Source organism: Gemmatimonadota bacterium, from assembly GCA_022560615.1.
GTDB lineage: Bacteria > Gemmatimonadota > Gemmatimonadetes > Longimicrobiales > Gaopeijiaceae > UBA1138.
In genome coordinates, this window is the sequence record JADFSR010000002.1 from 91,921 (window position 1) to 115,999 (window position 24,079).

20 protein-coding genes are annotated in these 24,079 nt (G+C 65.8%); 14 read left to right on the top strand and 6 right to left on the bottom strand.

The window, feature by feature from the left end; genetic code table 11:
* Window positions 1–186 precede the first annotated feature (186 nt).
* From IIB36_02210 to IIB36_02230, 5 genes are all read left to right on the top strand, one after another.
* The gene (locus tag IIB36_02210; GenBank protein MCH7530558.1) at window positions 187–2,019 is read left to right on the top strand and encodes a glycoside hydrolase family 3 C-terminal domain-containing protein; all 1,833 of its coding nucleotides are present in this window, start codon (window positions 187–189) and stop codon (window positions 2,017–2,019) included.
* Window positions 2,006–5,083 (top strand): serine hydrolase, encoded by a 3,078-nt coding sequence (locus IIB36_02215; GenBank protein ID MCH7530559.1) that lies wholly within the window; start codon window positions 2,006–2,008, stop codon window positions 5,081–5,083. The genes IIB36_02210 and IIB36_02215 overlap by 14 nt, the downstream gene beginning before the upstream one ends.
* A gap of 397 nt (window positions 5,084–5,480) precedes the next feature.
* Window positions 5,481–6,911 carry a sodium/solute symporter gene (locus IIB36_02220; GenBank protein MCH7530560.1) on the top strand — a complete coding sequence of 477 codons (1,431 nt, stop codon included), beginning with the start codon at window positions 5,481–5,483 and terminating at the stop codon, window positions 6,909–6,911.
* Window positions 6,908–7,828: a hypothetical protein gene (locus IIB36_02225; GenBank protein MCH7530561.1), complete on the top strand. Its 921-nt coding sequence runs from the start codon at window positions 6,908–6,910 to the stop codon at window positions 7,826–7,828. The genes IIB36_02220 and IIB36_02225 overlap by 4 nt, the downstream gene beginning before the upstream one ends.
* A gap of 144 nt (window positions 7,829–7,972) precedes the next feature.
* Window positions 7,973–8,422, top strand: coding sequence for an Hsp20/alpha crystallin family protein (locus tag IIB36_02230; GenBank protein ID MCH7530562.1), 450 nt, complete (start codon window positions 7,973–7,975; stop codon window positions 8,420–8,422).
* A 124-nt stretch (window positions 8,423–8,546) separates the two neighbouring features.
* On the opposite strand, the gene IIB36_02235 is transcribed toward IIB36_02230, so the two are convergent.
* The 3 genes from IIB36_02235 to IIB36_02245 form a co-directional block, all read right to left on the bottom strand.
* Complete coding sequence (locus IIB36_02235; GenBank protein MCH7530563.1) at window positions 8,547–10,958, bottom strand: ABC transporter permease; 2,412 nt, start codon at window positions 10,956–10,958, stop codon at window positions 8,547–8,549.
* Window positions 10,959–11,135: 177 nt separating this feature from the next.
* Complete coding sequence (locus tag IIB36_02240) at window positions 11,136–11,945, bottom strand: inositol monophosphatase (GenBank protein ID MCH7530564.1); 810 nt, start codon at window positions 11,943–11,945, stop codon at window positions 11,136–11,138.
* Entirely contained in the window at window positions 11,935–12,993 is a 1,059-nt protein-coding gene (locus IIB36_02245) for a carboxypeptidase regulatory-like domain-containing protein (GenBank protein MCH7530565.1), read from the bottom strand. The genes IIB36_02240 and IIB36_02245 overlap by 11 nt, the downstream gene beginning before the upstream one ends.
* Window positions 12,994–13,062: 69 nt before the next feature.
* Between IIB36_02245 and trpS the strand changes: the two genes are divergently transcribed.
* Genes trpS through IIB36_02260 form a run of 3 tightly spaced genes read left to right on the top strand, consistent with a single transcriptional unit; the run spans window position 13,063 to window position 16,185 of the window.
* On the top strand, window positions 13,063–14,082 hold the full coding sequence (gene trpS, locus IIB36_02250; protein MCH7530566.1) for a tryptophan--tRNA ligase: 1,020 nt from the start codon (window positions 13,063–13,065) through the stop codon (window positions 14,080–14,082).
* 57 nt (window positions 14,083–14,139) lie between these two features.
* On the top strand, window positions 14,140–15,267 hold the full coding sequence (locus IIB36_02255) for a type IV pilus twitching motility protein PilT (GenBank protein ID MCH7530567.1): 1,128 nt from the start codon (window positions 14,140–14,142) through the stop codon (window positions 15,265–15,267).
* Window positions 15,268–15,276: 9 nt separating this feature from the next.
* Window positions 15,277–16,185 carry a dihydrodipicolinate synthase family protein gene (locus tag IIB36_02260; GenBank protein ID MCH7530568.1) on the top strand — a complete coding sequence of 303 codons (909 nt, stop codon included), beginning with the start codon at window positions 15,277–15,279 and terminating at the stop codon, window positions 16,183–16,185.
* Window positions 16,186–16,214: 29 nt separating this feature from the next.
* On the opposite strand, the gene IIB36_02265 is transcribed toward IIB36_02260, so the two are convergent.
* On the bottom strand, window positions 16,215–17,057 hold the full coding sequence (locus tag IIB36_02265) for a transporter (protein MCH7530569.1): 843 nt from the start codon (window positions 17,055–17,057) through the stop codon (window positions 16,215–16,217).
* Window positions 17,058–17,259: 202 nt separating this feature from the next.
* On the opposite strand from IIB36_02265, the gene IIB36_02270 reads away from it, so the two are divergent.
* Entirely contained in the window at window positions 17,260–18,549 is a 1,290-nt protein-coding gene (locus IIB36_02270) for an adenylosuccinate synthase (GenBank protein MCH7530570.1), read from the top strand.
* On the opposite strand, the gene IIB36_02275 is transcribed toward IIB36_02270, so the two are convergent.
* Complete coding sequence (locus tag IIB36_02275; protein ID MCH7530571.1) at window positions 18,533–18,952, bottom strand: hypothetical protein; 420 nt, start codon at window positions 18,950–18,952, stop codon at window positions 18,533–18,535. The genes IIB36_02270 and IIB36_02275 overlap by 17 nt on opposite strands.
* A 220-nt stretch (window positions 18,953–19,172) precedes the next feature.
* Between IIB36_02275 and ffh the strand changes: the two genes are divergently transcribed.
* The 4 genes from ffh (at window position 19,173) to trmD (ending at window position 22,622) form a co-directional block, all read left to right on the top strand.
* Window positions 19,173–20,507: a signal recognition particle protein gene (ffh, locus tag IIB36_02280; GenBank protein MCH7530572.1), complete on the top strand. Its 1,335-nt coding sequence runs from the start codon at window positions 19,173–19,175 to the stop codon at window positions 20,505–20,507.
* A gap of 104 nt (window positions 20,508–20,611) precedes the next feature.
* Window positions 20,612–21,379 (top strand): 30S ribosomal protein S16, encoded by a 768-nt coding sequence (gene rpsP, locus IIB36_02285; GenBank protein MCH7530573.1) that lies wholly within the window; start codon window positions 20,612–20,614, stop codon window positions 21,377–21,379.
* A 20-nt stretch (window positions 21,380–21,399) separates the two neighbouring features.
* Entirely contained in the window at window positions 21,400–21,942 is a 543-nt protein-coding gene (gene rimM / locus IIB36_02290) for a ribosome maturation factor RimM (protein ID MCH7530574.1), read from the top strand.
* 5 nt (window positions 21,943–21,947) lie between these two features.
* Window positions 21,948–22,622, top strand: coding sequence for a tRNA (guanosine(37)-N1)-methyltransferase TrmD (trmD, locus tag IIB36_02295; GenBank protein ID MCH7530575.1), 675 nt, complete (start codon window positions 21,948–21,950; stop codon window positions 22,620–22,622).
* Here the strand turns inward: trmD and IIB36_02300 are convergent.
* Window positions 22,619–23,587: a pyridoxal-phosphate dependent enzyme gene (locus tag IIB36_02300; GenBank protein ID MCH7530576.1), complete on the bottom strand. Its 969-nt coding sequence runs from the start codon at window positions 23,585–23,587 to the stop codon at window positions 22,619–22,621. The genes trmD and IIB36_02300 overlap by 4 nt on opposite strands.
* A 132-nt stretch (window positions 23,588–23,719) precedes the next feature.
* On the opposite strand from IIB36_02300, the gene rplS reads away from it, so the two are divergent.
* Window positions 23,720–24,076: a 50S ribosomal protein L19 gene (gene rplS, locus IIB36_02305; GenBank protein MCH7530577.1), complete on the top strand. Its 357-nt coding sequence runs from the start codon at window positions 23,720–23,722 to the stop codon at window positions 24,074–24,076.
* Window positions 24,077–24,079: the final 3 nt, after the last annotated feature.

The window sequence follows — 24,079 nt, forward strand, 5'->3', positions numbered from 1 at the left end:
TGTCATGCGGCAAGCTGCGGGGTCGCGCCCGCCGCCGTCAACGACCCCCTGACCAACTCGTTACACGCGATGCCGCTACCAACCACTCCCAAACACCGAATCGTAGTTCGGACCCTGCCCGCGTGGATTGTCGTAGCGGCGCTGGTCTCGTGTGGATCTCCTCCTGCCGGGACGTCTCCCCCGGCTGTGACGCCTCCTCCACCGGTTCTCGACTCCACGGCTCAGGTGCCGGCCAACGACGAGGGAGGCCGACCGCGGACCCCGCCGCTCGAACCGATGATTCACCCGGAGGCACCCAGGGAGGAAGCGACGGAGACCCGCCGGTGGTCCGAGCGCACGCTCGAGGGCATGACGCTCCGCCAGAAGGTCGGGCAGCTCATCATGCCGTGGGTGCTCGGCGACTTCGCGCCGGACGGTACCACGAGTCACGAGCGCATGCTCGGCTACATCCAGGACCAGCAGATCGGCGGTGTGATCATGTCGGTGGGCTCCCCGACCGAGGTGGCCGCGAAGCTGAACGACTTCCAGGACCACTCGGAGATCCCACTGTTGGTCGCCGCCGACCTCGAGACCGGCGCCGGCTTCCGCTTGCGCGGCGCGGTCCAGATGCCGGGCACCATCGAGCTCGGCGGTGCCACGGACTTCCCGTCGTTGATGGCGCTCGGCGCTTCCGGAGACGCCCGGCTCGCGTACGAGATGGGTCGGGTCACGGCCGTGGAGGCGCGCGCGGTCGGCATCCACGTGCCGTTCGCGCCGGTACTGGACGTGAACAACAATCCGGACAACCCGATCATCAACGTGCGCTCGTTCGGGGCGGATCCGCAAAAGGTCGCAGAACTGGGCGCCGCCTTCGTTCGGGGCATTCAGGAGAACGGCGGAATCGCGACGGGCAAGCATTTTCCCGGTCACGGCGATACGGAGATCGACTCGCACCTGGCGCTGCCCGTCATCCGCCATGACCGGGCTCGCATGGACTCCGTCGAGTTGAGGCCGTTCCGGGCGGCGATCGCAGCCGGCATGGGCGCGGTGATGACGGCGCACATCTCGGTGCCCGGCATCTCGAACGGCGACAGCGCCCCCTCCACACTGAACCACGCGGTTTTGACCGAGCTGTTGCGCGAGGACATGGGGTTCGACGGACTGCTCTTCACCGACGCGATGGACATGAGCGCGATCACGCGCCAACACAGTGCCGAAGAGGCGGCCGTGCGTGCCGTGGAAGCAGGTGCCGACGTGATTCTCATGCCGCCTTCGCCCGCCCAGGCCATCGATGGCATCGTGGCCGCGGTCGAGTCCGGGCGCATCTCGGAGGAGCGTATCGACGCGTCGGTTCGCCGCCTGCTCCAGACCAAGGAAGCGATCGGGCTGCACTTGGACCGGAAGGTCTCGATCGAGCACATACAGGAGTCCGTGGGCATCCCGAGCCACACCGAGCTTGCGGCCGAAGTCGCCCGGCGCTCGATCACGGTGCTGAGGAACGGCCGGAACCTGCTGCCGTTGCTCGGGACCCGCACCGCCCGGGTCATGTCGGTCTCGTTCCGCCGGCCGTCGGACGTGCTCGCCGGCCGGTACTTCAACCGGCGTCTGAGGGCGACGTACCCCCGCCTGTCGACCGCCGACCTCGATCGCGACGTGAGTCCGACCGTGTACCAGGACTTGCTCCGTGCGGCCCGCCGGCAAGCGCTCGTGATCGTCAGCACCTACGTGACCGCGGTCTCGTACCAGGGCTCGCTCGCGTTGCCGGACGAGGTCGTGGAGTTCATCGAAGGACTCGACCGGATCGGGGTCCCGCATATCGTGGTCTCTTTCGGCAATCCCTACCTGATCACCTCTTTCCCGGACGTGCAGGCCTACATGCTGGGCTGGAGCGGCTCGGAGGCGAGCCAAACGGCGGCGGCACAGGCGCTCTTCGGGGAGTTCGCCATCACGGGGCGGACGCCCGCGAGCATTCCTCCGCTCTTCGACATCGGTGCCGGCGTGACGATTCCACAGAGGCGGAGCGCCAGTGGCAGTCGTTGACGTGCTTAGGAAGCGCGTGCTGACGATGGCGGCGCTCGCGCTGATCGCCGCCTGTGGCGCTCCGCCCTCGGTCACCGTGCCGGCGCCGTTCGGTCGCATCAACGGGCTGGACGCGGAAGCCCGCCGCTGGGTCGACGAGACGCTCGAGAGCCTGACGCTGGAAGAGCTCGTGGGTCAGCTCGTCATCGAGTGGATTCCGGGCGGGTACGTGTCGCCCAGCAGCCCGGATTTCGAGCCGCTCGAGCGCTGGGTAGTAGAGGACCGCATCGGCGGTGTGTCCCCCTCGATCGGGACACCTCATGCGTATGTGGCCAAGCTCAACGCCTTACAGGCACGCGCCGAGATCCCGCTGCTGGTGGCCGCCGACTTCGAGAACGGCGGACCGGGCATGCGCATCAACGGCTCGTACGCGTTGCCGTCCATGCTGCCGCAGGGCGGTGGCACCTCGTTCCCGCCGACGATGGCGTTCGGCGCGATCGGTGACGAGCGCTTCGCGTACGAATACGGGCGTATCACAGCCGTCGAGGCACGCGCGAGCGGCGTGCACTTGCTCTTCGCGCCGGTGCTCGACGTGAACAACAACCCCGACAACCCGGTCATCGCGAGCCGATCTTTCGGCGCCGACCCCGAACTGGTCGCGCGCTTGGGTGCGGCGTTCATTCGTGGCGCCAGAGAAGGCGGGGCGTATACGACCGGCAAGCACTTCCCCGGCCACGGGGACACTTCGGTCGACTCGCACATCGGCCTTCCCGTGATCAGTGCGGACCGTGCGCGCCTGGACTCCCTCGAGTTGGTTCCTTTCAAGCGGGCGATCCAGGAAGGCGTCGACGCGATCATGACGGCGCACGTCGCGCTGCCCAACGTGCTCGGTCCCGACGGGCCACCCGCGACGCTCTCGCGAGACATCCTCACCGGTTTGCTGCGGACGGAGCTCGGGTTCGATGGCGTGCTCTTCACGGACGCGCTCACGATGCGCGCGATCACCGACGCGTACGGGATCGGCGAGGCTTCCGTGCGCGCCCTCGAGGCCGGCGCCGACGTGATCCTGTCGCCGAAGGACGTGCCCGCCGCGATCAGCGCGGTCGTGCAGGCCACGCGGAGCGGACGACTCACCCGCACCCGTCTCGAGAACTCGGCGCGCAAGCTGCTGGAGATGAAAGCCGAGCTCGGTCTTCATCGGAACCGCTTCGTGTCGCTCGACGCGGTCGACGAGGTGGTCGGGTCCGGAGCACATCTGGCGCTCGCAGACTCGGCGGCTGTGCGCTCGATCACGCTCGTACGCGATGACGGCGGTCTGGTCCCGCTGCGCGCGGAGGCACCGGTTCAGACCGTACACGTGCGCTATGCGCGCTCGAGCTGGCTATGGGCGAGCCGGGCGTTCTCCCAAGGCCTGTTGGAGCGCGTGCCCGGGGCCCGGGAGGTGCACCTGGACGAGCGCAGCGATGCGGCGGCGTACACTGCCGCGGCCGAGGCGGTGGCGTACGCTGACCGGGTCATCGTGAGCGTGTACGTGCCGCCATCCGTGGGCTCCGGCGAGGAGGCGCTGCCTGAGCCCTTGCGAGCTCTGGTGAACGAAACTGCGACCGGCAAGCCGACCGTGCTTCTTTCGTTCGCGAGCCCGTACTTGGTGAGGGCATTGCCGGACGTGAGCAGCTACCTGGTGGCGTGGGGCGACCGCGAGGTCTCGCAGCGTGCGGCGCTCGGGGCGCTGTTCGGTGAGCAGGCGATCACGGGCCGGCTCCCGATCCCGATTCCGCCGCTGGCCGAGATCGGCGACGGCCTCGACCGCGCGCAGACGACGACGCGGATCGATACCCGCACGGTCGACGACCCGCTGGTCGCCGCCGGGATCGTCGACCGTGGCGATCGCCGGGTGTTCGGGCAGGATCAGTCCGTGGCGGACCCCGCGTCCGTCGGCATGTCCACCGAGGGCCTCGCGCGCGTCGACTCGATCATCGAGGCCGCGCTCGCCGACTCGGCGGCTTCGGGAGCCACCTTGGCGATCGGACGGCACGGCCAGCTCGTATCGCTCAAGGCATTCGGGGAGCTCGCGTACGGTAGCGGCCGGCCCGTCACCACGACGTCGATCTGGGACATGGCGTCGGTCTCCAAGGTCGTCGGGACGACCACCGCGGCGATGATGCTGGTCGGAGACGGTCTGCTCGACCTGGACGCGCCCGTCGTGTCGTATCTGCCGTATTGGTCGAGAGGAGACGATCGAAAGAGCCGAGTCACCGTGCGTCAGCTCCTCCTTCATCGGACCGGGTTGCCTCCGTTCCGGCGTTGGTTTCTCGACCTTGAGGGCGTCGAGGCATACAAGGCTGCCGCAGCCGATGAGCCGCTCGATCTCGAACCCGGTGTCGAGACGATCTACTCGGATATCGGCATCATGACGCTGGCCTGGGTCATCGAAGAGGTCGCGCAACAATCACTGGACGACTTCCTGAATGATCGGCTGTGGCAGCCGCTCGGGATGCGCGAGACCCGGTACAATCCGGCCGCGACCTTGCGGCCGCGCATTGCGGCGACGGAGATGGACAGCACGTGGCGGCACGAGCTGGTGTGGGGACGCGTGCACGACGAGAACGCCGACGCGATGGGGGGCGTCGCTGGGCATGCTGGGCTGTTCAGCACCGCGGTCGACCTATCGGTCTTCGCGCGCATGATGCTCAACGGAGGCGTCTCCCCCGCGTGCAGGCCGGGGGAGATCGCCGGAGAGCCGTGTCCGGTCGCCAGAGCCGGTGCGCAGAGGCTCGTCGAGCCCAGCGTGCTCGAGATGTTCACGACGCGCCACGACGGCACCTCCTCGCGCGCACTCGGTTGGGACACACCGTCGCCTCGTTCGTCCGGTGGTGACTACGTAACGCCGAGCGCGTATGGCCACACCGGCTATACCGGTACGTCGATCTGGCTCGATCCCGAGTTGGACCTCTGGGTCATCCTGCTCACCAACCGCGTGCACCCGACGCGAGAGAACCAAAGGCACATTCCACTGAGGCGGGCCGTCCACGACGCGGCGGTGCTCGCCATCACCGACCAGGCCATCAGAAAGCGAGCTCCGTGACGCGCCTCGACTGGGCGATCATCGCACTCTACTTCGTGTTCGCGGCGGGGATCGGAGTCGCCATGTCGCGAAGCGCCGGCTCCTCGATCACCGAATACATCATCGGTGGGCGCTCGCTGCCCTGGTGGCTGGCGGGGACGTCGATGGTCGCCTCGCTCGTGGTGACGTACTCGTCACCTTTGCCACCCGGCCTGAAGAGGACGCGGTCCTGCGCGCCTTCTATCTGCGCGTGCGATCATTTTCGGCGCCACCGGCCGGGGTGTCCTGATGCTCTTCGTTGCCGTCGTTTGCTTCTGGTGGCTCGGCAGGAACCTGCGACCGTCGCGCGCCTCCATGGGTCGGGTGCCGGGAGTCGCGTCGTGACGAACGCGAAGGCGTTGCTTGGAAGGGGCCTTCCGTGACCGGTTTCACAACGCTCGACGTGGTCGTCCTCGTCGCGTACCTCGTCGGTACGACGGTCTGGGGCGCTTGGCTCGGACGAGGTCAGAAGGGCGGCACCGACTACTTCCTCGGTAGTCGCTCGCTTCCGTGGATCGCGGTTATGCTCTCGATCGTCGCCACGGAGACGAGCACGCTCACGTTCTTGAGCGTCCCTGGCGTGTCGTATGCGGGCAGCCTCGTCTTCCTGCAGCTCACCTTCGGATACCTGGCTGGCCGAATCGCGGTGTCGGCGATCTTCCTGCCGGCCTACTACCGCGGCGAGCTGTCTACCGCGTACGCGCTGCTCGAGGACCGTTTCGGCCTGGGTGCCCGGCGGGTGACGTCCGCGATTTTCATGGTCACGCGGCTGCTCGCCGACTCGGTGCGCCTCTTCGCCACAGCGATCCCGCTGGCGCTGATCACGGGGTGGCCGTACCCGGTCTCGATCGCGGTGATCGGTGTGCTCACCGTCACCTACACGTATTTCGGTGGCATCAAGGCAGTCGTCTGGGTCGATGTGGTGCAGATGGGCCTCTACCTGCTCGGGGCCGTGGTCGCGATCATCGCGCTCCAGCTCGCGCTACCGGACGGCTGGTCGGGCGTCTTCTCGAGCGCCGGCGCGGCCGGGAAGATGCAGGTCGTCGACTTCACGTGGAGCCTCACGACCACGTACACCATCTGGGCAGGCGTCATCGGTGGCGCGGTCTTCACGATGGCGTCGCACGGCACCGATCAACTCATCGTGCAGCGACTGCTCACGTGCACCGATCAGCGTGCCGCGCAGAAAGCGCTCGTCGGCAGCGGCGTAGCGGTCATCTTCCAGTTCCTGCTCTTCTTGATGATCGGACTGGGGCTTTGGGCTTTCTACGGCGGTCGAGAATTCAGCAGCACGGACGAGATCTTCGCGACGTTCATCGTGCAGCAGTTGCCGCCCGGATTGAGGGGGCTCCTCATCGCCGGGGTCTTCGCTGCCGCGATGTCTTCTCTCTCGTCTTCGATCAACTCACTCGCGTCTGCGACGGCGTACGATTTCTGGGCGCCGCTCGTGGGCGCCCGGGACGACGAGTCACGCGTTCTCAAGGCGGGCAAAGCATTCACCCTGGTGTGGGCGGTACTGTTGATCGGCGGCGCGATCCTGTTCATCCCGTTGTCGGAAGGCACCGCGGCGGTCGAGGTCGCGCTTGGCATTGCCGCGCTGGTATACGGCGGGCTGCTGGGGGCGTTCGCGCTCGGTTTGTTCACGAAGCGTCCGGGTCAGGGCGCGGCGATCCTGGGGATCGTCATCGGCATCGGGACCGTCGTCGTGTTGCGGGATCGCATGGCGTGGCCGTGGTACGTACCGGCCGGGGCGACGGTGACGCTGGTGGTGGGTTCTCTCGCGGGCCTGTTCCAGAAGCGAGCCGCGTGAGCCGATTCGTGGTCGGCGTCGATGGGGGCGGCACCAGCATGCGCGCCGTCGTTCTCGACGATACCGGAGCGGAGATCGCTCGGGCCGAGCGCGAGGGCGCGGTCGTGACCGCCGAAGCTCCGGACGAGGCCGCGTCTGCGGTCGCGGCCGCCGTCCGTGCGGCCGCTGAGCAGGGGGGGGTCACGCTGCCGGTCCGTGCGCTGTGGGCCGGGCTCGCGGGGGCAGGTGGAGAAGAGGCCCGTGATGCGGTGACCGTGGCGCTCTCCCGGGTGGGCCTCGCGGAGTCGGTCGAGGTCGGGACCGACGTGGAGGCGGCTTTCCACGACGCTTTCGGCGACGGGCCGGGCGTGATGCTGATCGCGGGCACCGGCTCGATCGCCTGGGCCCGTGACGAAGGTGGTGTCATGCACCGCGTCGGTGGATGGGGTCAGCACGTCGGGGACGAGGGCAGTGGCTATTGGATGGTCATGGAGGCGCTCCGGTGCGTGGCCCGTGCCGAAGACGGTCGGGGTGCCGCGACGCTGCTGCGAGAGTCCGTCTTGGAAAGCCTCGGTTTGCTCGATCCGACCGAGCTGGTCGCCTGGGTCGCTTCGGCCAGCAAGGGGGAGATCGCCGCGCTGGTCCCCGATGTCGCTCACGCCGCCTCTGCCGGAGACGCCGGCGCTGTAGAGATCCTCGAACGCGCAGTCGAGATGCTGGCTCGTCACCTCACCACCGTTGTCGAGCGCTCGGGACCGTGGTCGGAGAAGCCTCGTCTCGCGCTTTGGGGTGGACTGATCTGGGAGGGTGGCCCTTTGCGCGATCCTCTCTTGACGGCAATCGCTGGCCACGACCTCCCCCTCGTCGACGTGGCGCTCGACCCCCCGATGGGTGCGGCTCGCAGGGCGCTCGAGCTCGCCTTGCCTGATCGGCAGTAAACGTCATTGCGCAAGAGCCAATCTGACAGACGATCGACGTTGTAACCTCTTGTCATCGTTCAATTTGGCAGACTTGTCCCCGTATCTTGTGGCACGCCAGTTGCACTCTGGTGGGCGTATGAACCACACACATCAGGAGGCATCATGGCCATCACGAAATATAGGTTCCGGTACCCGAGCTACTCCCCTTGGCGTGAACTCGAGGACGTACAGAACCGGATTGCCGGCTTCTTCGACAACCCGTCGGCGAGTAGGCGGAGCTGGACGCCGTCGGTGAACGTCTCAGAGACCAAGGACGGACTTGCGGTCACCGCCGAGCTGCCCGGGCTCTCGGAGGAGAACCTCTCCATAGAGCTCGAAGAGAACGTGCTCACCATCTCAGGTGAGAAGACCGAGCAGGTCACGGAGGGCGACGAGGAGCGCCGGTACCACGTCTGGGAGCGCAGCTACGGTTCGTTCCGCCGCTCCTTCTCGCTGCCGCGGACTATCAGCGGCGACGACATCACGGCGACGTTCGAGAACGGAGTACTGACCATTCTGCTCCCGAAGGCACCGGAGGCCAAGGGCCGCACGATCGAGATCGCCAAGAACTAAGTGGATCTCCGGCAGCACCAGGACGGCGAGCGGGTCCGGGCTAAGAGCCCGGGCCCGTTCGTTTTCCGGGTCCGATCGAGGGGAGGCCCCCAATAGCAGGGGGCCTCCTGTCGTGGGCGGCGTCCTAATCCGCTCTCAGCGTGTCCGCCGGATCGAAGCGGGTAGCCCTCATGGCCGGAACGAGATTTGCGACGAGCGCCACGCCGGCGAGCACCAGCGGCACGCCGATGAACGTCAACGGATCCGTGGCGCTCATGCCGAATACGAGGTTACCGAGCAGTCGGCTGATCGCGAACGCTGCGAGGAGACCGACGCCGATGCCGACTGCGAGCATGCGGGCACCCTCGGAGACGACCATCCACCGTACGGTGCCGACCTCCGCGCCGAGCGCCAGGCGTAGACCGATTTCCTTTCGGCGCTGCGAGACGGAGTAGGCCATGACCCCGTAGATGCCGATCGCGGCCATGAAGAGTGCGAATACCGCGAAGGTCACGAAGAGCGTAAGTAGCGCGAAGTTGCCCGATGCGCTCAAGTATTGGGCGCGCACCATCGTCTGGATGGCGTCGATCGGCTGATTCGGATCGACCGTCCAGATCGCGTCCCGAATGGGGCCGGCCAAGCGGGCCCGGTCCGCAGTGGTGCGCGTGACCAGGTACATCGAGCTGCGGGCGTCCTGAGTATGCGGCACGTAGATGTCCGGAGATCCCCGGTCGGTGTCACGGGTCCCGCGTACGTCGCTGGCGACGCCGACGACCTGTAGCCAGTCTTCGGCACCGACGATCTGGAAACGACGCCCGACTGGATCCTGGTCGAGCCAATATCTGTCCGCGATCGCCTTGCTGAGAATGGCGACCTTCAGGGACGACGCGTCATCAGCCTGCGTGAACGCTCGACCCTGAACAATGGGTAGCCCGATGAGGCCGAAATACCCCTGGGAAACCGTGACGAAGAGTGCTGTGGCGGCAGCGCGCCCCTCGACCTCCTCGCGCCCTTCGATGGTCAGTGAGCGGCGTGCGCCAAAACCCGCGGCAGGAATGACGCTGGTCATCTCGACCGTGCCGATGCCCGGAACACCGCTCATTTCCTCGCGGGCCTGAGCGAAGAACCGCAGCCGCGACTCCGGTTCCTCGTAACTGTTCTGCGGCAGGTCGAGCTGAACCGTGAGCAGACCGTCGGCGACGAAGCCGAGCGGACGCGTCTGCAGGTTGATCACCGAACGGGTGAGTAACGTGGCCACGATCATCAGTGTGAGCGCCAACGAGACTTGTGCCGTCACGAGCGCGCTGCGCGCGCGCTTGCCCGAGCGTCCACCACCGGCGGAGCGCCCATCGCGCAGCGCGCCGGATGGCCCCGAGGCGGACGCGCGCAGCGCCGGGAAGAGTCCGAAAGCGAGGGGCGCCACGAGCGACACGAGAAGCGTAAAGGCGAGTACCTTGCCATCGAACTCGGCCATGAGAAAGATCTCTTGCGTGCCTGCCGAGATCCAAACCAGGGTCTTGTTCAGCGCATACGCGAAGCCGAGCCCGAGGCCTGCGGCAGCGAGAGAAATGACCAGGCTCTCGGTCAGAAGCTGACGGATCAGCCTCGTCCGCCCCGCTCCCAGCGCCGACCGGACCGCGATCTCCCGAGCCCGCGTGGTAGCCCGAGCGAGCAGCATGTTGGCCACGTTCGCGCAGGCGATCAGGATCACCATGCCTACCGTCAACTGCAGCAGGAGTAAGATCAGACGGCCGTCCTCGTCGATCAGGGATTCCATGACCGGAGCCGACCACAGGCCCCATCCCCGATTCTGAGCCGGAAACTCGTCGGCGAGATCCATCCCGATCTGACGCACTTCCTCGGTGGCCATCTCCTGCGTCACGCCCGGCGCGAGCCGCCCCGATACGAAGAGGTAGCGACGGGCGCGATCGGGATCCCCGCGGTTGAGTATCAAGGGCGTGATGACCTGAGCAGTGGCGAACGATGCGAACTCGAGCTTGGGATGGGTCACCCCGACGATCGTGCGCTCCTGCCCGTCGAGGCTGATCGTCTCACCGATGACGTCGGGACGGCCGCCGTACTGGTCTTGCCAGAACCCGTGCGAGAGCATCGCCACGGGCTCGGCTCCCCTTTGATCTTCTCCCTCGGCGAAGCTACGCCCCAGAACGGGTGGCAGCTTCCATGTCTCGGTCAGTCCAGCCGTGAACCGCAGACCCGTGACGCGGATCGGCTGGTCCAGACCGGTGAGTACCCACTGGCCCTCGGTCAAAGCCGACAGAGACTCGAAGCTGCGCGACCGCTCGACGAGGTCCATGTAGTCCGCGGGCGACACGCTGCCCTGGTCGATCTCGAGCTCGGGATTGACGCCTCGGACGAGCGCGACCGTCTCCGACTCCCGCATGGGCAGGTCCGCGAAGATGATCACGCTCACCAGGCTGAAGATCGAGGTGTTCACGCCGATCGCGAGCGCGAGCGTCACTGTGGATACGACCGCGAAGGCGGGGCTCTTCCAGAGCGAGCGAAGGCCGTAGCGGAGGTCCTGGATCATGGTCTCCATCGACGTTCCGAGTTCGGGTCTGTCGTCGTTGCGGGTCTGGTAGCGGTACTGCGACGGCAGCGGCAGGCCGAGCAGGAGCTCAGCGGAGCGGGGTGGGCGAGGGCGAGCGCGTTCCGGGAGCGGTACAGCGCGACCGCGCCGGCATGCTCGGTCCTACGTGGAGGTCCGGGGGGAGTTTCAGAGGAGGGAGCGCAGCTCGTCCAGTAACTCCACGGAGTTCGCCCCGGTCACCGGGCCCGGCGCGAAATCCAGCGCGCTCCCGTCGGGGCGAGCGAGCACCCCGCCCGCCTCCTGGACGAGTACGATTCCGGCCGCGAAGTCCCAGGGCATGAGGATTTTTTCCCAGAACGCGTCGAGCGAGCCCTGAGCCAGGTAGGCGAGGTCGAGCGCGGCGGAGCCGCCTCGACGCACCCCCGACACCGTGCGCAACACGCGATCGAACTCCCCGAGGTACTCCGGGAGCATGTCGAGCACCTTGAACGGGAAGCCCGTGCCGACCATCGCCCGCGAGAGGGGGCTCACCGAGGACACTCGGATGCGACGACCGCCCTTGAACGCACCCAAGCCCTCAGCCGCCCACCACCGCTCCCCTGTCGACCCGCTCGTCACCGCCCCGGCCACGGCCCGCCCGTCCACCGCGACGGCCACGGAAGCGCAATACTGAGGATGAGAGTGCAGGAAATTCGCCGTCCCGTCCAATGGGTCGACGATCCAGAGTGGGCGACCGTCCCAGCGTGCGAGCTGATCTTCGACCGTCTCGTCGCCCTCCTCCGCAAGCACGACATGGTCCGGATGACTGCGCTCGATCACCGCGAGCGCGGCTTCCTGGGCATCTAGGTCGGTCTTCGAGACGTAGTCGGCTCTCGCCTTCTCTCTCGCATCACCGAGCCCAACTTTGCCCGCGTCACGGCGGTGGATCGAGACGGCCGCCTCGGCCGCCTCGCGCGCAGTCTGGAGAAGTGCGTGCAGCCGGCGCTCAACCCCCACGTTTGGTCCAGATCCCGACCATGCAGAACGACGACGTTGCGTAGTCCACCGGAATACTGCTCGCGCTCGGGAAGACCTCGATGACTTCAACATCGATCGTGCTCATCGCGAGGAACTCGGACAGATCGCCGCCTGAGCGCACCATGCGGATGCCGTCGACCCAGATCTCAGGCGCACATCCTGCTTGGAGGTTTGTCGAGCCACGACGGAAGCTGAGCCTCCAGCTGGAGGCGCCTGAGCCCGTCACTCGCGTGCTAGGAAGCCCCTGGAGCATGTGTGCCACCGGACCGTTGCCGCGCCGTCGGAAATCGTGCGTGGTCAGAAAAATACCCCCAAGGCCCCGCTCCATGCGCTCGAAGACCGGCTCGAGTTTTCTCGCCACCGCACGGGACCGAACCGTGACCTCGATGCCGTCGAGCGTGATCGCCTCTACCTCGATGGGGATCCGTGCGTCGTATGCACTGCCGGGCTCGGCCTCGAGCGCCCAGGTTCGTCCGGCGTAAGCGAGGTGCTCCACCCGCATCCGTTGGAGACCGGGCTGCACGTCACCGAGAACGAAACGGCCGTCCCAGCGCGTGAGCACGGTCTTTCCACTGCCGACCAGCGTGACTGAGGCTCCTTCCACGGGATCGTTCGTGCCCGAGACCACCACGCGGCCGCGAAGGTGCGCGATGCGCTCATCGCCGAGCGTTTCGGACTCCGACGTCGTGCCCATCGCCCGCATCGCGATCGTCACGCTGACCCTTGCCAACGCGATTGGGCCGACCTCGATGACCTGAGGTGCCGAGCCGTATCCGGTGCGCTCTGCGACGATCACATACCGCTCTGGGCCGTTCGCCTGGAAAGCGAAACGGCCGAGGAAGTCGGTGGTGACCGTATCGATCGGTTCGAGAGTCCTGCTCAGGAGTCGAACCAGGACCCCTTCTAACGGCGCGCTACTCTCCTCACCGAACACGAATCCGCGGACGTTTTGCGCATCCGCGGACGCTGAGGCGAGCAGCGAGCTCACGATCACAAGAACGGTGGCGGATAGGCGTGACCTGTTCATGCCAGTTAAGTTAGCGAGCCCGTTCGCCTGCGAAAACGTACGAATCCGCAAACTTCCATTCGGCCTCTCATGAGTGACACCTCAAGCAAGGGTACGAGGAAGCGCATCTTCAGCGGTATGCAGCCCACTGGAGAGGCTCATCTGGGCAACTATCTTGGCGCGCTCCGCCGCTGGGTGGGCATGCAGGATGACTACGACTGCATCTGGTGCATCGTCGACGAGCACGCGATCACCGCGGGCGGCGACCCCGCATCGATGCCTGCGATGGTTTTCGATCTCGCGGTCTCTTACCTCGCCGTCGGGCTCGACCCTGAAAAGGCGATCATCTTCGTTCAGTCCGACGTGCCCGAGCACACCGAGCTGGCATGGCTCCTGAACGCGGTCACGCCCGTTGGCGACCTCGAGCGCATGACTCAGTACAAGGACAAGTCACAGAACCTGGAGTCGATTCCTGCCGGGATTCTGAACTACCCGATCCTGCAGGCAGCGGATATCCTCCTGTACAAGGCGGATGGTGTGCCGGTGGGTGCGGACCAGAAGCAGCACCTAGAGCTGACCCGCGAGATCGCGAGGAAGTTCAACGCTGCGTACGGCGACACTTTCCCGGTGACTGAACCGCTCATCGGTGAAGACGTCGGCCGTATACTCGGGCTCGACGGCAAGACGAAGATGAGCAAGTCGCTCAACAACACCGTGCCGGTCCTCTCCGAGCCTGACGACGTGTGGGCGCGCGTGCGCACCGCGGTCACCGATCCCCAGCGAGTCCGACGGGACGACCCCGGACGTCCGGAGGTCTGTAACGTTTACTCGTTGCACGCCTTCTTCACGGACGATGCGACGCGGGCGGACATCGAGACTCAATGCCGCGCAGCCACCATCGGGTGCGTGGACTGCAAGCGCATCCTCTCCGACAACATCGCCGACGCCTTCGCACCTTACCGTGAGCGCGCGAAGCAGTACTTGGAGAATCCGGACCGGGTGCGCCGTGTCCTCGACGAGGGAGCACAAAAGGCCCGCGCGATCGCCCGCGAAACGCTCGCGGAGGCGAAGCAAAGAATGGGCCTGAACTGGCGGGAGGCGCTGAGGTAGTCTGCCCATTATCTTGCGATAATCACCAAGGAAAGTTCGAGGTCCTGGAGGCGCTTCATGCAGGAGCTGTTCAAAACCGCGGTCGAGCGCGGGGCGAGTGACATCCACATCAAGGCGGGCGACTTCATCCGTGCCCGCATCCACGGTGATCTCCAGCCGCTGACTCAGGAGAGGTTGTCGGTCGAGCAGGTGAAGAAGATCGCGCTGTCGCTGATCCCGCACGAGAAAGACAAGGAGAACTTCGACCGGCTCCTCGACTACGACTGCTCTTGGGGGATTCCGGGCGTGGGCCGTTTCCGCGTCAATATCATGAAGCAGCGTGGCTCGCCGATGATCGTGATGCGGGTCATTCCCATCGAGATTCCGTCTGTCGAGGGTCTCGGGTTGCCACCGATCATCAACAAGCTCGCCGCCCACGAGCGTGGCTTGATCCTGGTGACCGGCGTCACCGGCTCGGGCAAGAGCTCGACGATGGCCGCGATGATCAACTGGATCAACCAGAACAAAAAGGTGCACATCGTCACCCTCGAGAACCCGATCGAGTTCTTGCACCGGGACAACAAGGCGTCGATCACGCAGCGTGACATCGGGACCGATACCGAGTCGTTCGCGACGGGCCTGCGCGCTGTGCTGCGTCAGGATCCGGACGTGATCCTCATCGGTGAGATGCGCGACAAGACGACCATCGAAACAGCGCTCAAGGCGGCGGAAACCGGGCACTTGGTCGTGTCGACCCTGCATACGAGGAACGCGGTCCAGACGATCTCCCGCATCATTGCGGTCTTCCCGGCCGAAGAGCAGGAGATGATCCGCATCCGTGTTTCCGAGTCCCTACAGGCGGTGATCTCGCAGCGCCTCGTTCAGAAGAAGGCCGGTGGCCGGGTGGCGGCGATGGAGATCATGCCCGTGACGGCGACGATCCGCGACTGCATCCGGGACCCCGAGCGCATCGACGACATCGCGGACCTGATCGCAGAGGGCAGGGACCACTACGGATCTCAGACCTTCGATCAGCATCTGATAGACCTCGTGCGAAACGACGTGGTCGACTTTGAGGTCGCCAAGGCCGCCGTGAACAGCCCGGCGGACTTCGACCTGAAGATGCGCATGTTCAGCGACCCGGGCACGAGCGAAGGCGGCAAGCGAGATCTCCCGGACGAAATGACCCAGATGTACAGAGGCTGACAGCCGGGCATGGTCGACTTCAGCGGGACGTTCTTACCGGTAACCACTCCGTTCGACCCGGTGACCGGGGACGTCGATGTCATCGCGTTTCGGGCGAATCTCCGTCATTGGTTCGGGAACCCGATCCGCGGAATCTTGGTGGCCGGATCGACGGGCGAATCGGTCTTCCTCGACGAGGACGAGCGCGTCACGCTGCTCGAGGCAGCGCGCGACGTGGTGCCTGAGGATGCGTTGATCATCGCGGGCACGGGGGCGGAGTCTACGCGCCACACGATCCGCATGACGCAGCGAGCGGCGGACGCGGGCGCCGAGGCCGTGCTCGTGAGCCCGCCGGCCTTTTTCAAAGCGGCGATGTCGGCGGAGATCCTAGCGCGACACTACAGGGCCGTCGCGGATGCATCTCCGGTTCCGGTCCTCATCTACCAGGTGCCACTGCGCCTGAGCACGCTCGAGCTCTCGACCCGACTGATCGCGGAGCTGTCCAGGCATCCCAACATCGTCGGGATCAAGGATTCGCGAGGGGAGCTCGGATTGCTCGCAGAGCTGGTCGAGGCGTGTGTCGATGACTTCCAGGTGCTCGTGGGCAGCGGTGCGTTGCTCTACGGTGCGTTGGAGATCGGAGCGGTCGGGGGCATTGTCGCGGTCGGGTTGATGGCCCCCGCCGAGGCCGCTGAGATCTCAGTGGCGTTCCGAGAAGGACGCAGCGCCGACGCCGGACGCTGGCAGGAGCGGATCGCTCCCGTGCACAGCCAGATCGTGGGCGGCATGGGCGCCCCGGGCATCAAGGCCGCACTCGATCTGTTGGGGCTGCGGGGCGGAGGTCCACGGCCGCCGCTCGCCCCCCTGCCGGAAGCTCGCGTGGAAGAAGTGCGAAGGATTCTCGACGCAGCGAGTCTCCTGACCGTCGCGAGCGTCTGAACGTCATGGCAGGCGTCGTCCGGCTGAGCTCACCCTCCGAAGCGGGTGAAGTAGCCGAGCACCAACTCCTCACCCGCCGGCAAGCTGCGTCCCCTCAGAGGGATCCGAGCTCCGACTTCGAGCTGGCCCGGTCCGACGTTCAGAAGTAGGGAAGGACCGAGGCGCAGCAATTCCCGCTCGGCACCCACGGCTAGCACGTTGTTGAACACGGGTGTCTGCCCGTACCATCCCTCGACCGCGAACTTGAAGTCGAGGAGGGCGGTGCCACCGAGCGCGGCGTAGAAGAATCTCTCGTTGCCGAAATCCGTGCGACCCCCGTCGCGGGCCTCCCGCCACCGGTATCCCGCCCAAGACATGAAGTAGAACGGCGCTGGGTAGAAGGACCATCCCCCTTCGAGCATGATCTCCCAGTCGCGTTGGCCGTCGCCGAGCGGGAGCTGATCGGAGCCGACGTCGAAGTCTCCGACAGGTAGCTTTACCCCTGCTCGGACGGCGACCGGAAGGTCCATGCCGACCAAGAGCAGTGGGTTCAGTCGCACGTAGAAGCGGGTGTCGCCGACCCCCGTCGCCGTGCTCTCGCCCGTGAGGTCACTGAAGCGCAGCCTCAGGAACGAGAACTGTGCCCAGGCGTCGACGCCACGGGTGAGCCCCCTGGCCACCGTGAGGAACGAGGCGGTGGCGATGACGTGGCCTGCTCCGACGAAGGTGTCCTTTCTTCCTTGCAGGTCGTAGACGTCGCGAGTGTCCTGATGGTAGGTAGTGAGTGCGACCCATCCCTGACCGGGCGGCTCGACCCATTGGGCCGCCAGGGGGGACCCTGAAGCGAGGCACGCGGCTAGGACGAGCGCGCCGCTGGAAGGCGATCGAGACATGCGACGAAGGTATCGTATGGTGCCGCACAGCCCACCCTCCGACTCCTTGCCTCGCATGTCCAAGCTTCGTTGACACCCCCTCCCGGCGCGCCTAGCTTTTCCCAAAGGAAAGATCTGTCAACGGGCTGGCCCCCGCGCGGGGAGGCCCGTTCTTCGTGCCTGAATTCCCGCGCTCCACAGCCACTGACCGCGCCGGGGAAAGATGCCACCTCAGGGTTCCTGTACCGTCGTCGTCGGGTGTCAATGGGGAGACGAAGGGAAGGGCAAAATCGTGGACGTGCTCGCCGAGGACGTCGACATCGTAGCTCGCTACCAGGGCGGCGCGAACGCGGGCCACACGGTCCACGTCGGCGAGGAGGAGTTCATCCTCCACCAGATCCCGTCGGGAGTCCTGCACGAAGGCAAGCGCTGCCTTCTCGGCAACGGCGTGGTGCTCGATATCCGTCAGTTCTTCGAGGAGTACGACGGTTTGCTCGAGCGAGGTATCGAGCTCGATGGGCGGGTCGGGGTGAGCAGGCGTGCGCAGCTCCTGCTGCCGTACCACAAACTACTCGACAAGGCGGTCGAGAGTGCCGCCGACACGAAGATCGGCACGACCGGCCGCGGCATTGGGCCCGCGTACGAGGACAAAGTGGGTCGGCGCGGCCTGCGCGTCGCCGACCTGGGCAACCCGGAGCGGCTGCACAAGCGCGTCGCGGCCGCGCAAGAGCGCGTCACGCGCCGTCTCGAACAGCTCGGTGCGGCCGCTACTGACGAGCTCGACGCCGCGATGCAAGAGGCGCTGAGCCTGGGTGAGCGCCTGCTCTCGATCTCCACCGACACCGGGCCCGAAATCACCGACGCGCTGAATGCCGGGAAGCGCGTGCTCCTCGAAGGCGCGCAGGGCACCGCGCTGGATCTCGACCATGGTACGTATCCTTTCGTGACGTCGTCCAATACGACGGCCGCGAGTGCAGCGACCGGGATAGGCATCGGACCGACATCCATCGACGCCGTGGTCGGTGTCGTGAAGGCGTACACGACCCGTGTGGGTGAGGGGCCGCTCCCGAGCGCGTTCTCGCCCGAGATGGACGAGCACGTTCGTACTCTGGGGGGCGAATTCGGCGCGACGACCGGGCGGCCTCGCCGCTGCGGCTGGTTCGACTCCGTCCTGGCGCGGCATGCCGCCCGGGTAAACGGCCTCACAGGTCTCGCGGTGACGAAGCTCGATGTGCTCGACACTCTCTCGACGCTCCAGGTCGCGACTGCCTACCGGATGCCCGATGGCAGCATCACCGAGAACTTCCCGGCCGACACCTGGTCGTTGTCCGGTGTCGAGCCGATCTACGAGTCGCTACCCGGCTGGGAGGCGCCGACGGGGGACGTGCACAGGCTCCAGGATCTGCCTGCCAACGCGCGCGCGTATCTCGACCGCATCCAGGAGCTTTCCGGCGCGCCCGTCCAGTGGGTCTCGGTGGGGACGAAGCGGAGTCAGATCATCCCGGTTGGCTGATCAAGATTGCGCCTACCAGCCGCACCACCCATCCGACCGATATGATCAGCGTTGGCAGCAGGGCGAGCCCAACCGAGAAAGTGAGTCCGATCCGGTACAGCACGGGTCCAGTCGGAAGTAGCTGGTCCCCCCAGATCTTGGTGACGAGGATCTCGGTGACGGGCCCGAACAGGTAGCAGACGTTCGCCATGACCGCGAAGAAGGCTATCGGTGCCCAGAGGAGTGGCACGGCTTCACCAGACGGTGGCAGCGCGACGATGAGGTGGGAGAGCGCGAGCGTCAGCACGCCGGCACTGCCGACGAACAGGTTGTAAGGCAGCCTGCGTCGCTCCCACCACTTGATGATTCCCCCCGGGGTCAGGCGAGCCGGTGCCGGAAATAGGAACTCGCCCAACGCGGTCATCGACTGCCTCCAAGAACTGGACTCATCCGGACTTCCATATTCACAGTACTTTATAGTGCAAAGTGCGTGCCGCGAAAGGGCAGCACCGTCGAACCCGTGGTGCTCTGGCACGCGTACGGACAAAGGGTTGCTGACGCTGCGCCACGGTTAGCTTTTGGCCCTTGCGCGGTCGCTGGAGCGGCGACCCGGTTGGCGGCGGAGATGGGAGGATTCCCGCTCGATGTTCGACGAACTCGGTAAGAAGCTCGATGGGGCTCTGAAGAAGCTCCGTCAACGAGGCGTGCTAACAGAGCCCATGATCAAGGAGGGGCTCAGAGAGGTGCGGCGCGTTCTGCTCGAGGCCGATGTCAACTTCAGGGTCACGCGGGACTTCCTCGCGCGTGTGCAGGAGCGGGCCCTCGGGGAGGCGGTGCTGAAGGCCGTCTCGCCTGGACAGCAGATCGTGAAGATCGTGCACGACGAGCTCGCCCACCTGCTCGGAGAAGGCCGTCCGACACTCGCCACTGCGGCCGAGGACCCTACGGTGATCCTCCTGGTCGGGCTCCAGGGCTCCGGGAAGACCACATCTGCAGCGAAGCTGGCGCGGCGTTTGGGCCGGGAGGGCAAGACCCCCATGCTGGCGGCGTGCGACCTCCAGAGACCCGCTGCGATCGAGCAGCTCCAGGCGTTGGGCAACGAGATCGGGGCGCCTGTCGTCGCGGGCGAGTTCGGGGGCGACCCGGTCGCTGCTGCCGCCGCCGCGGTCGAGAAGGCACGAGAGGGTGGGCACTCGGTGTTGATCGTCGACACCGCCGGTCGTCTGCAAATCGATGAGACGCTCATGGAGGAGCTCGAAAGAATCCGGGACGCGGTCCAGCCCACCGAGATCCTGCTGGTCGCGGACGCGATGACGGGCCAGGAGGCCGTGAAGATCGCGCAGGGCTTCGACGACGCGCTCGGAATCACGGGCATCGTGATGACCAAGATGGATGGTGACGCGCGTGGTGGAGCGGCGCTCTCCATTCGGGGCGTGACCGGCAAGCCGATCAAGTTCGTGGGCGTGGGCGAGGGCATGGACGATCTCGACATCGCCGATCCCGAACGCCTCGCGGGCCGAATCCTCCAGATGGGCGACGTGATCGGCCTCGTCGAACGGGCCCAGGTCGCGTTCGACCAGGAGGAGCAAGAGAAGCTGCAAGAGAAGGTGCTCGGGCAGGGACGCTTCACGCTCGAGGACTTCCTCGTCGCGATGCGTCAGGTCCAAAGGATGGGCCCGCTCGATCAACTGATAAAGCTGATCCCCGGGACCGCCCGCATGAACATTCCGGCGGCGAATCTCGACCCCAAGCGCTTCAAGCACGTGGAGGCGATCATCCTCTCGATGACCCCACAAGAGCGTCGAAAGCCTGAGGTCCTCAACGGTTCGCGGCGTGCCCGCATCGCAAAGGGGAGCGGTCGTCCCGTCTCAGAGGTCAACCGCCTCATGAAACAGTTCAAAGAGATGCAGAAGCTCATGAAACAAATGAAAGGGATGATGGGTGGCGGTGGTTCCCCGAGCGCTGTACAGCCACGCTAGACTCGTATATTCTTCGCGCCTGTCCAAATCTGTGCCTAACTAGGCCGATGGACGCACCTCCGCGCCCCGCGCGGGGCGGATATGTCGTCAGAACCCCAGAGAAGATGCCCGTAAAGATTCGTCTCCGGCGTACGGGCCGGAAGAAAAAGGCCCACTATCGCGTGGTAGTGGCCGATAGCGCCTCGCCCCGAGATGGCCGATTTATCGAGACGCTTGGTTACTACAAACCCTTGTCGCACCCGGCACGTCTCGTGCTCGATCTCGAGCGTGTCGATCATTGGCTAGGGGAAGGCGCGCAGCCTTCCGCCACGATGAAATCGCTGATCGCCAAGGCCCGCCGCGGCGGTGACGCGAAGGTCGCGCTAGGAGAGGTTGATCCTCAGGAGCGCAAGGCGAGTCGCGCGGAGAAACTCGCCGCGCGCCGCGCCGCGGAGCAGAAGGCCGAACAAGAAGTCGCGGCTACACAGAAGGCCGCTGCCGATGCCGCCGCGGCTGAAGCTGCTGCCGCCGAGGCCGACGAGGCCTCCGAAGAGCCCGCAGCCGAGGAAGAGGCTGCTGCCGAAGCAGAGGCTGAGGAAGAACCCGCGGCCGAGGAAAAGACTGCTCCCGAAGCGGAGGCTGAGGAAGAGCCCGTGGCCGAGGAAGAAAGTGCTCCCGAAGCCGAGGCTGAGGAAGAACCCGCGGCCGAGGAAAAGACTGCTCCCGAAGCGGAGGCTGAGGAAGAGCCCGTGGCCGAGGAAGAAAGTGCCGAGGAGGCGACGGGAGAGGCAGCTGGTGATGAGCCGGCGGCCGAGAAGGAGAGTGAGCCTGCCGCGGAGGCGGCGGCTGACGCCAACGCTGAGGAAGCTGACGATGAGGAGAAGTCCGAGTAGGCCTCGGACAGCTCTGAGTCATGGGTCGGGAAGACCCGCGATTTCTCGTCGTGGGGCACATCAACAAGTCCCACGGCACCAAAGGTGAACTCTTCGTGTGGCCGCTGACGGACCACCCCGAGGGCGTATACGCTCCCGGGGTGGTTCTGCGTCTGGGCGAAGCGGACTCCGACGAGCCGGATCCGGACCTGCCACCGCTGCGCATCGAAGCCGTTCGTGCCCACCGCCAAGGCTACCTCGTTGCCTTTGGCGGAATTGAGGACAGGCATCAGTCGGATCTGCTGCGCGGTCGGTACCTCTTCCGGGAGACCGAGGCCCTCGAGCCTCTGGCGGAGGGCGAGGTGTTCTACCACCAACTGCTCGGCATGAGCGTTGAGACGACGGACGGCGCCTACGTCGGCGAGATCACCGAAGTATATGAGCTCAGTCCCGCGCACATGCTCGACGTGCGAGGGCCGGACCGGGAGGTTCTGGTCCCCTTCCTGAGGGACATCGTTGTCGAGGTCGACACGGAAGCGAGGCGCATCGTGATCGATCCACCGGATGGCCTACTGGACCTCTGACTGCCATGCGCATCAACATCATTACGATCTTCCCGGACTTTTTCGCGGGGCCCCTAGGGCTCTCGATTCCGAAGCGGGCCGCGGAGGCCGGACTGGTCGAGTACCGGCTTGTGGATCTGCGGGACTACACACACGACAAGCACCGCACGGTAGACGATGTACCCTACGGTGGAGGCGCCGGTATGATCATGAAGCCGGAACCGTTCTTCGAGGCCATCGACAGTGTGAAGCCCGGGGGACCGATCGTTCTCCTCTCTGCGCGAGGCCGCGTGTTTCGGCACGCGGACGCCGTTCGCTTCAGCGTAGGGGAGGAGCTCACGCTCTTGTGTGGGCACTACAAGGACGTGGACCAGCGTGTAGCCGAGCATCTTGCGACCGACGAGATATCGATGGGGGACTACGTGCTGTCGGGGGGTGAGATCGGTGCGCTCGCGATCACGGACGCCGTGGTCCGACTGCTGCCCGGTGCACTCGGCGATCACGACGCGGCCGCGACCGATTCGTTCTACGACGAAGGACTCATCAGCGCTCCGTCGTATACGCGACCACCCGAGTATCGTGGCCATGCGGTGCCGGAGGTGCTGCGGTCGGGGGATCACGCCAAGATCGAGCAGTGGCGGAGCGAGCAAGCGGAGCGGATCACGAACGAGCGGAGAGGCCGCGAAGTCCCGGACCGCTAGTTCCAGCGCATCCCGCGCAGCTGCTCCACGTCCAGATTCCCGCCGCTCAGTACCACGACCACCTTGGTGCCAGGGGGCGCCTCGATCAAGCCTTGCAGCAACGCAGCGACCGGAGCGGCGGCAGCCCCTTCCGCGACCAGCTTCGCGCGGGCCATCAGCCAGAGCACGGCCTCGAAGATCTGCTCGTCGGGTAGCGTGACGATCTCGTCCACGAAGCGTGAGACGACCGAGCGCGTGTTCTCTCCGACGCGCTTCACCGTGAGACCGTCGATGACGCAGTCGACCTCGTCGAGCGTGATTCTGTGCCCTGCCTCGATGCTCAGCTTCATTGCCGGCGCACCCGAGGACTCCACGCCGATCACTCGGATATCCGGATTGATGCTCTTGACCGCCATCGAAACCCCGGAGATCAGCCCGCCACCGCCGATGGGTACTACGACGACCTCGGCCTCGGGGAAGTCGTCCATGATCTCGAGGCCGACGGTGCCCTGACCCGCGATGAGCCGCGGGTCGTCGAACGGGTGCACGTAGGTGAGCCCCCGCTCCTCCACGAGTTCGAGCGCTCTCTCGTTGGCTTCGTCCCAGATGGTGCCGTGCAGCACCACCTCGGCCCCATACTCCTCCGTGGCGGCGATCTTCGAGGGTGTAGCGTTCTCGGCCATGCAAACGACCGCCTGCACACCGTACTGCCGCGCGGCGATCGCCACACCCTGAGAGTGATTGCCGGCCGAAGAGCAGATCACGCCACGGGCTTTTTCTTCGTCGGTCAGCTGAGCGATCAGGTTCGTCGGGCCACGCACCTTGTAAGAGCCGCCCTTCTGGAAGAGCTCGGCTTTCAGGCGCACGTCGAATCCGCTCGCTTCGCTGAGCGAGCGGGAGGTCAGCATCGGCGTGTGGTACGTGTGCGGAGCCACCCGCCCACGCGCCAGCTCGAAGTCTTCACGAGTGAGCGTGAGCTCGGTCATCGTTGGGTCTCCCACGGGTAGTCGGTCAACTGACCCACTACCCTCCAATGTCGGGACTTCACGGTCTGAAAAGTCGTGATTACCTTAAAGGTCTATCAAGAAACCGTCTCCGGCCGTGCCGTGGAGTCGAAGATGTCTGACGTGATCAAAGAAATCGAGAAAGAGCAACTCCGGAGCGACGAACTTCCCGAGTTTGGTCCTGGCGATACGATCAAGGTGCTCTATCTCGTTCGGGAAGGCACGAAGGAGCGCATCCAGGCGTTCGAGGGTGTGTGCATCGCGCGCAAGCACGGTGGAGTCGACGAGACCTTCACGGTCCGCAAGATATCGAGCGGTATTGGCGTCGAGCGTATTTTCCCGCTGCACGCCCCCACGGTTTCCGGGGTCGAGGTCATACGTCGTGGGCGCGTGCGCCGCGCGAAGCTGTACTACCTCCGCGGCCGGCGTGGTAAGGCCGCCCGCATCCCGGAGAAACGTACCGCTCGCTGAAGT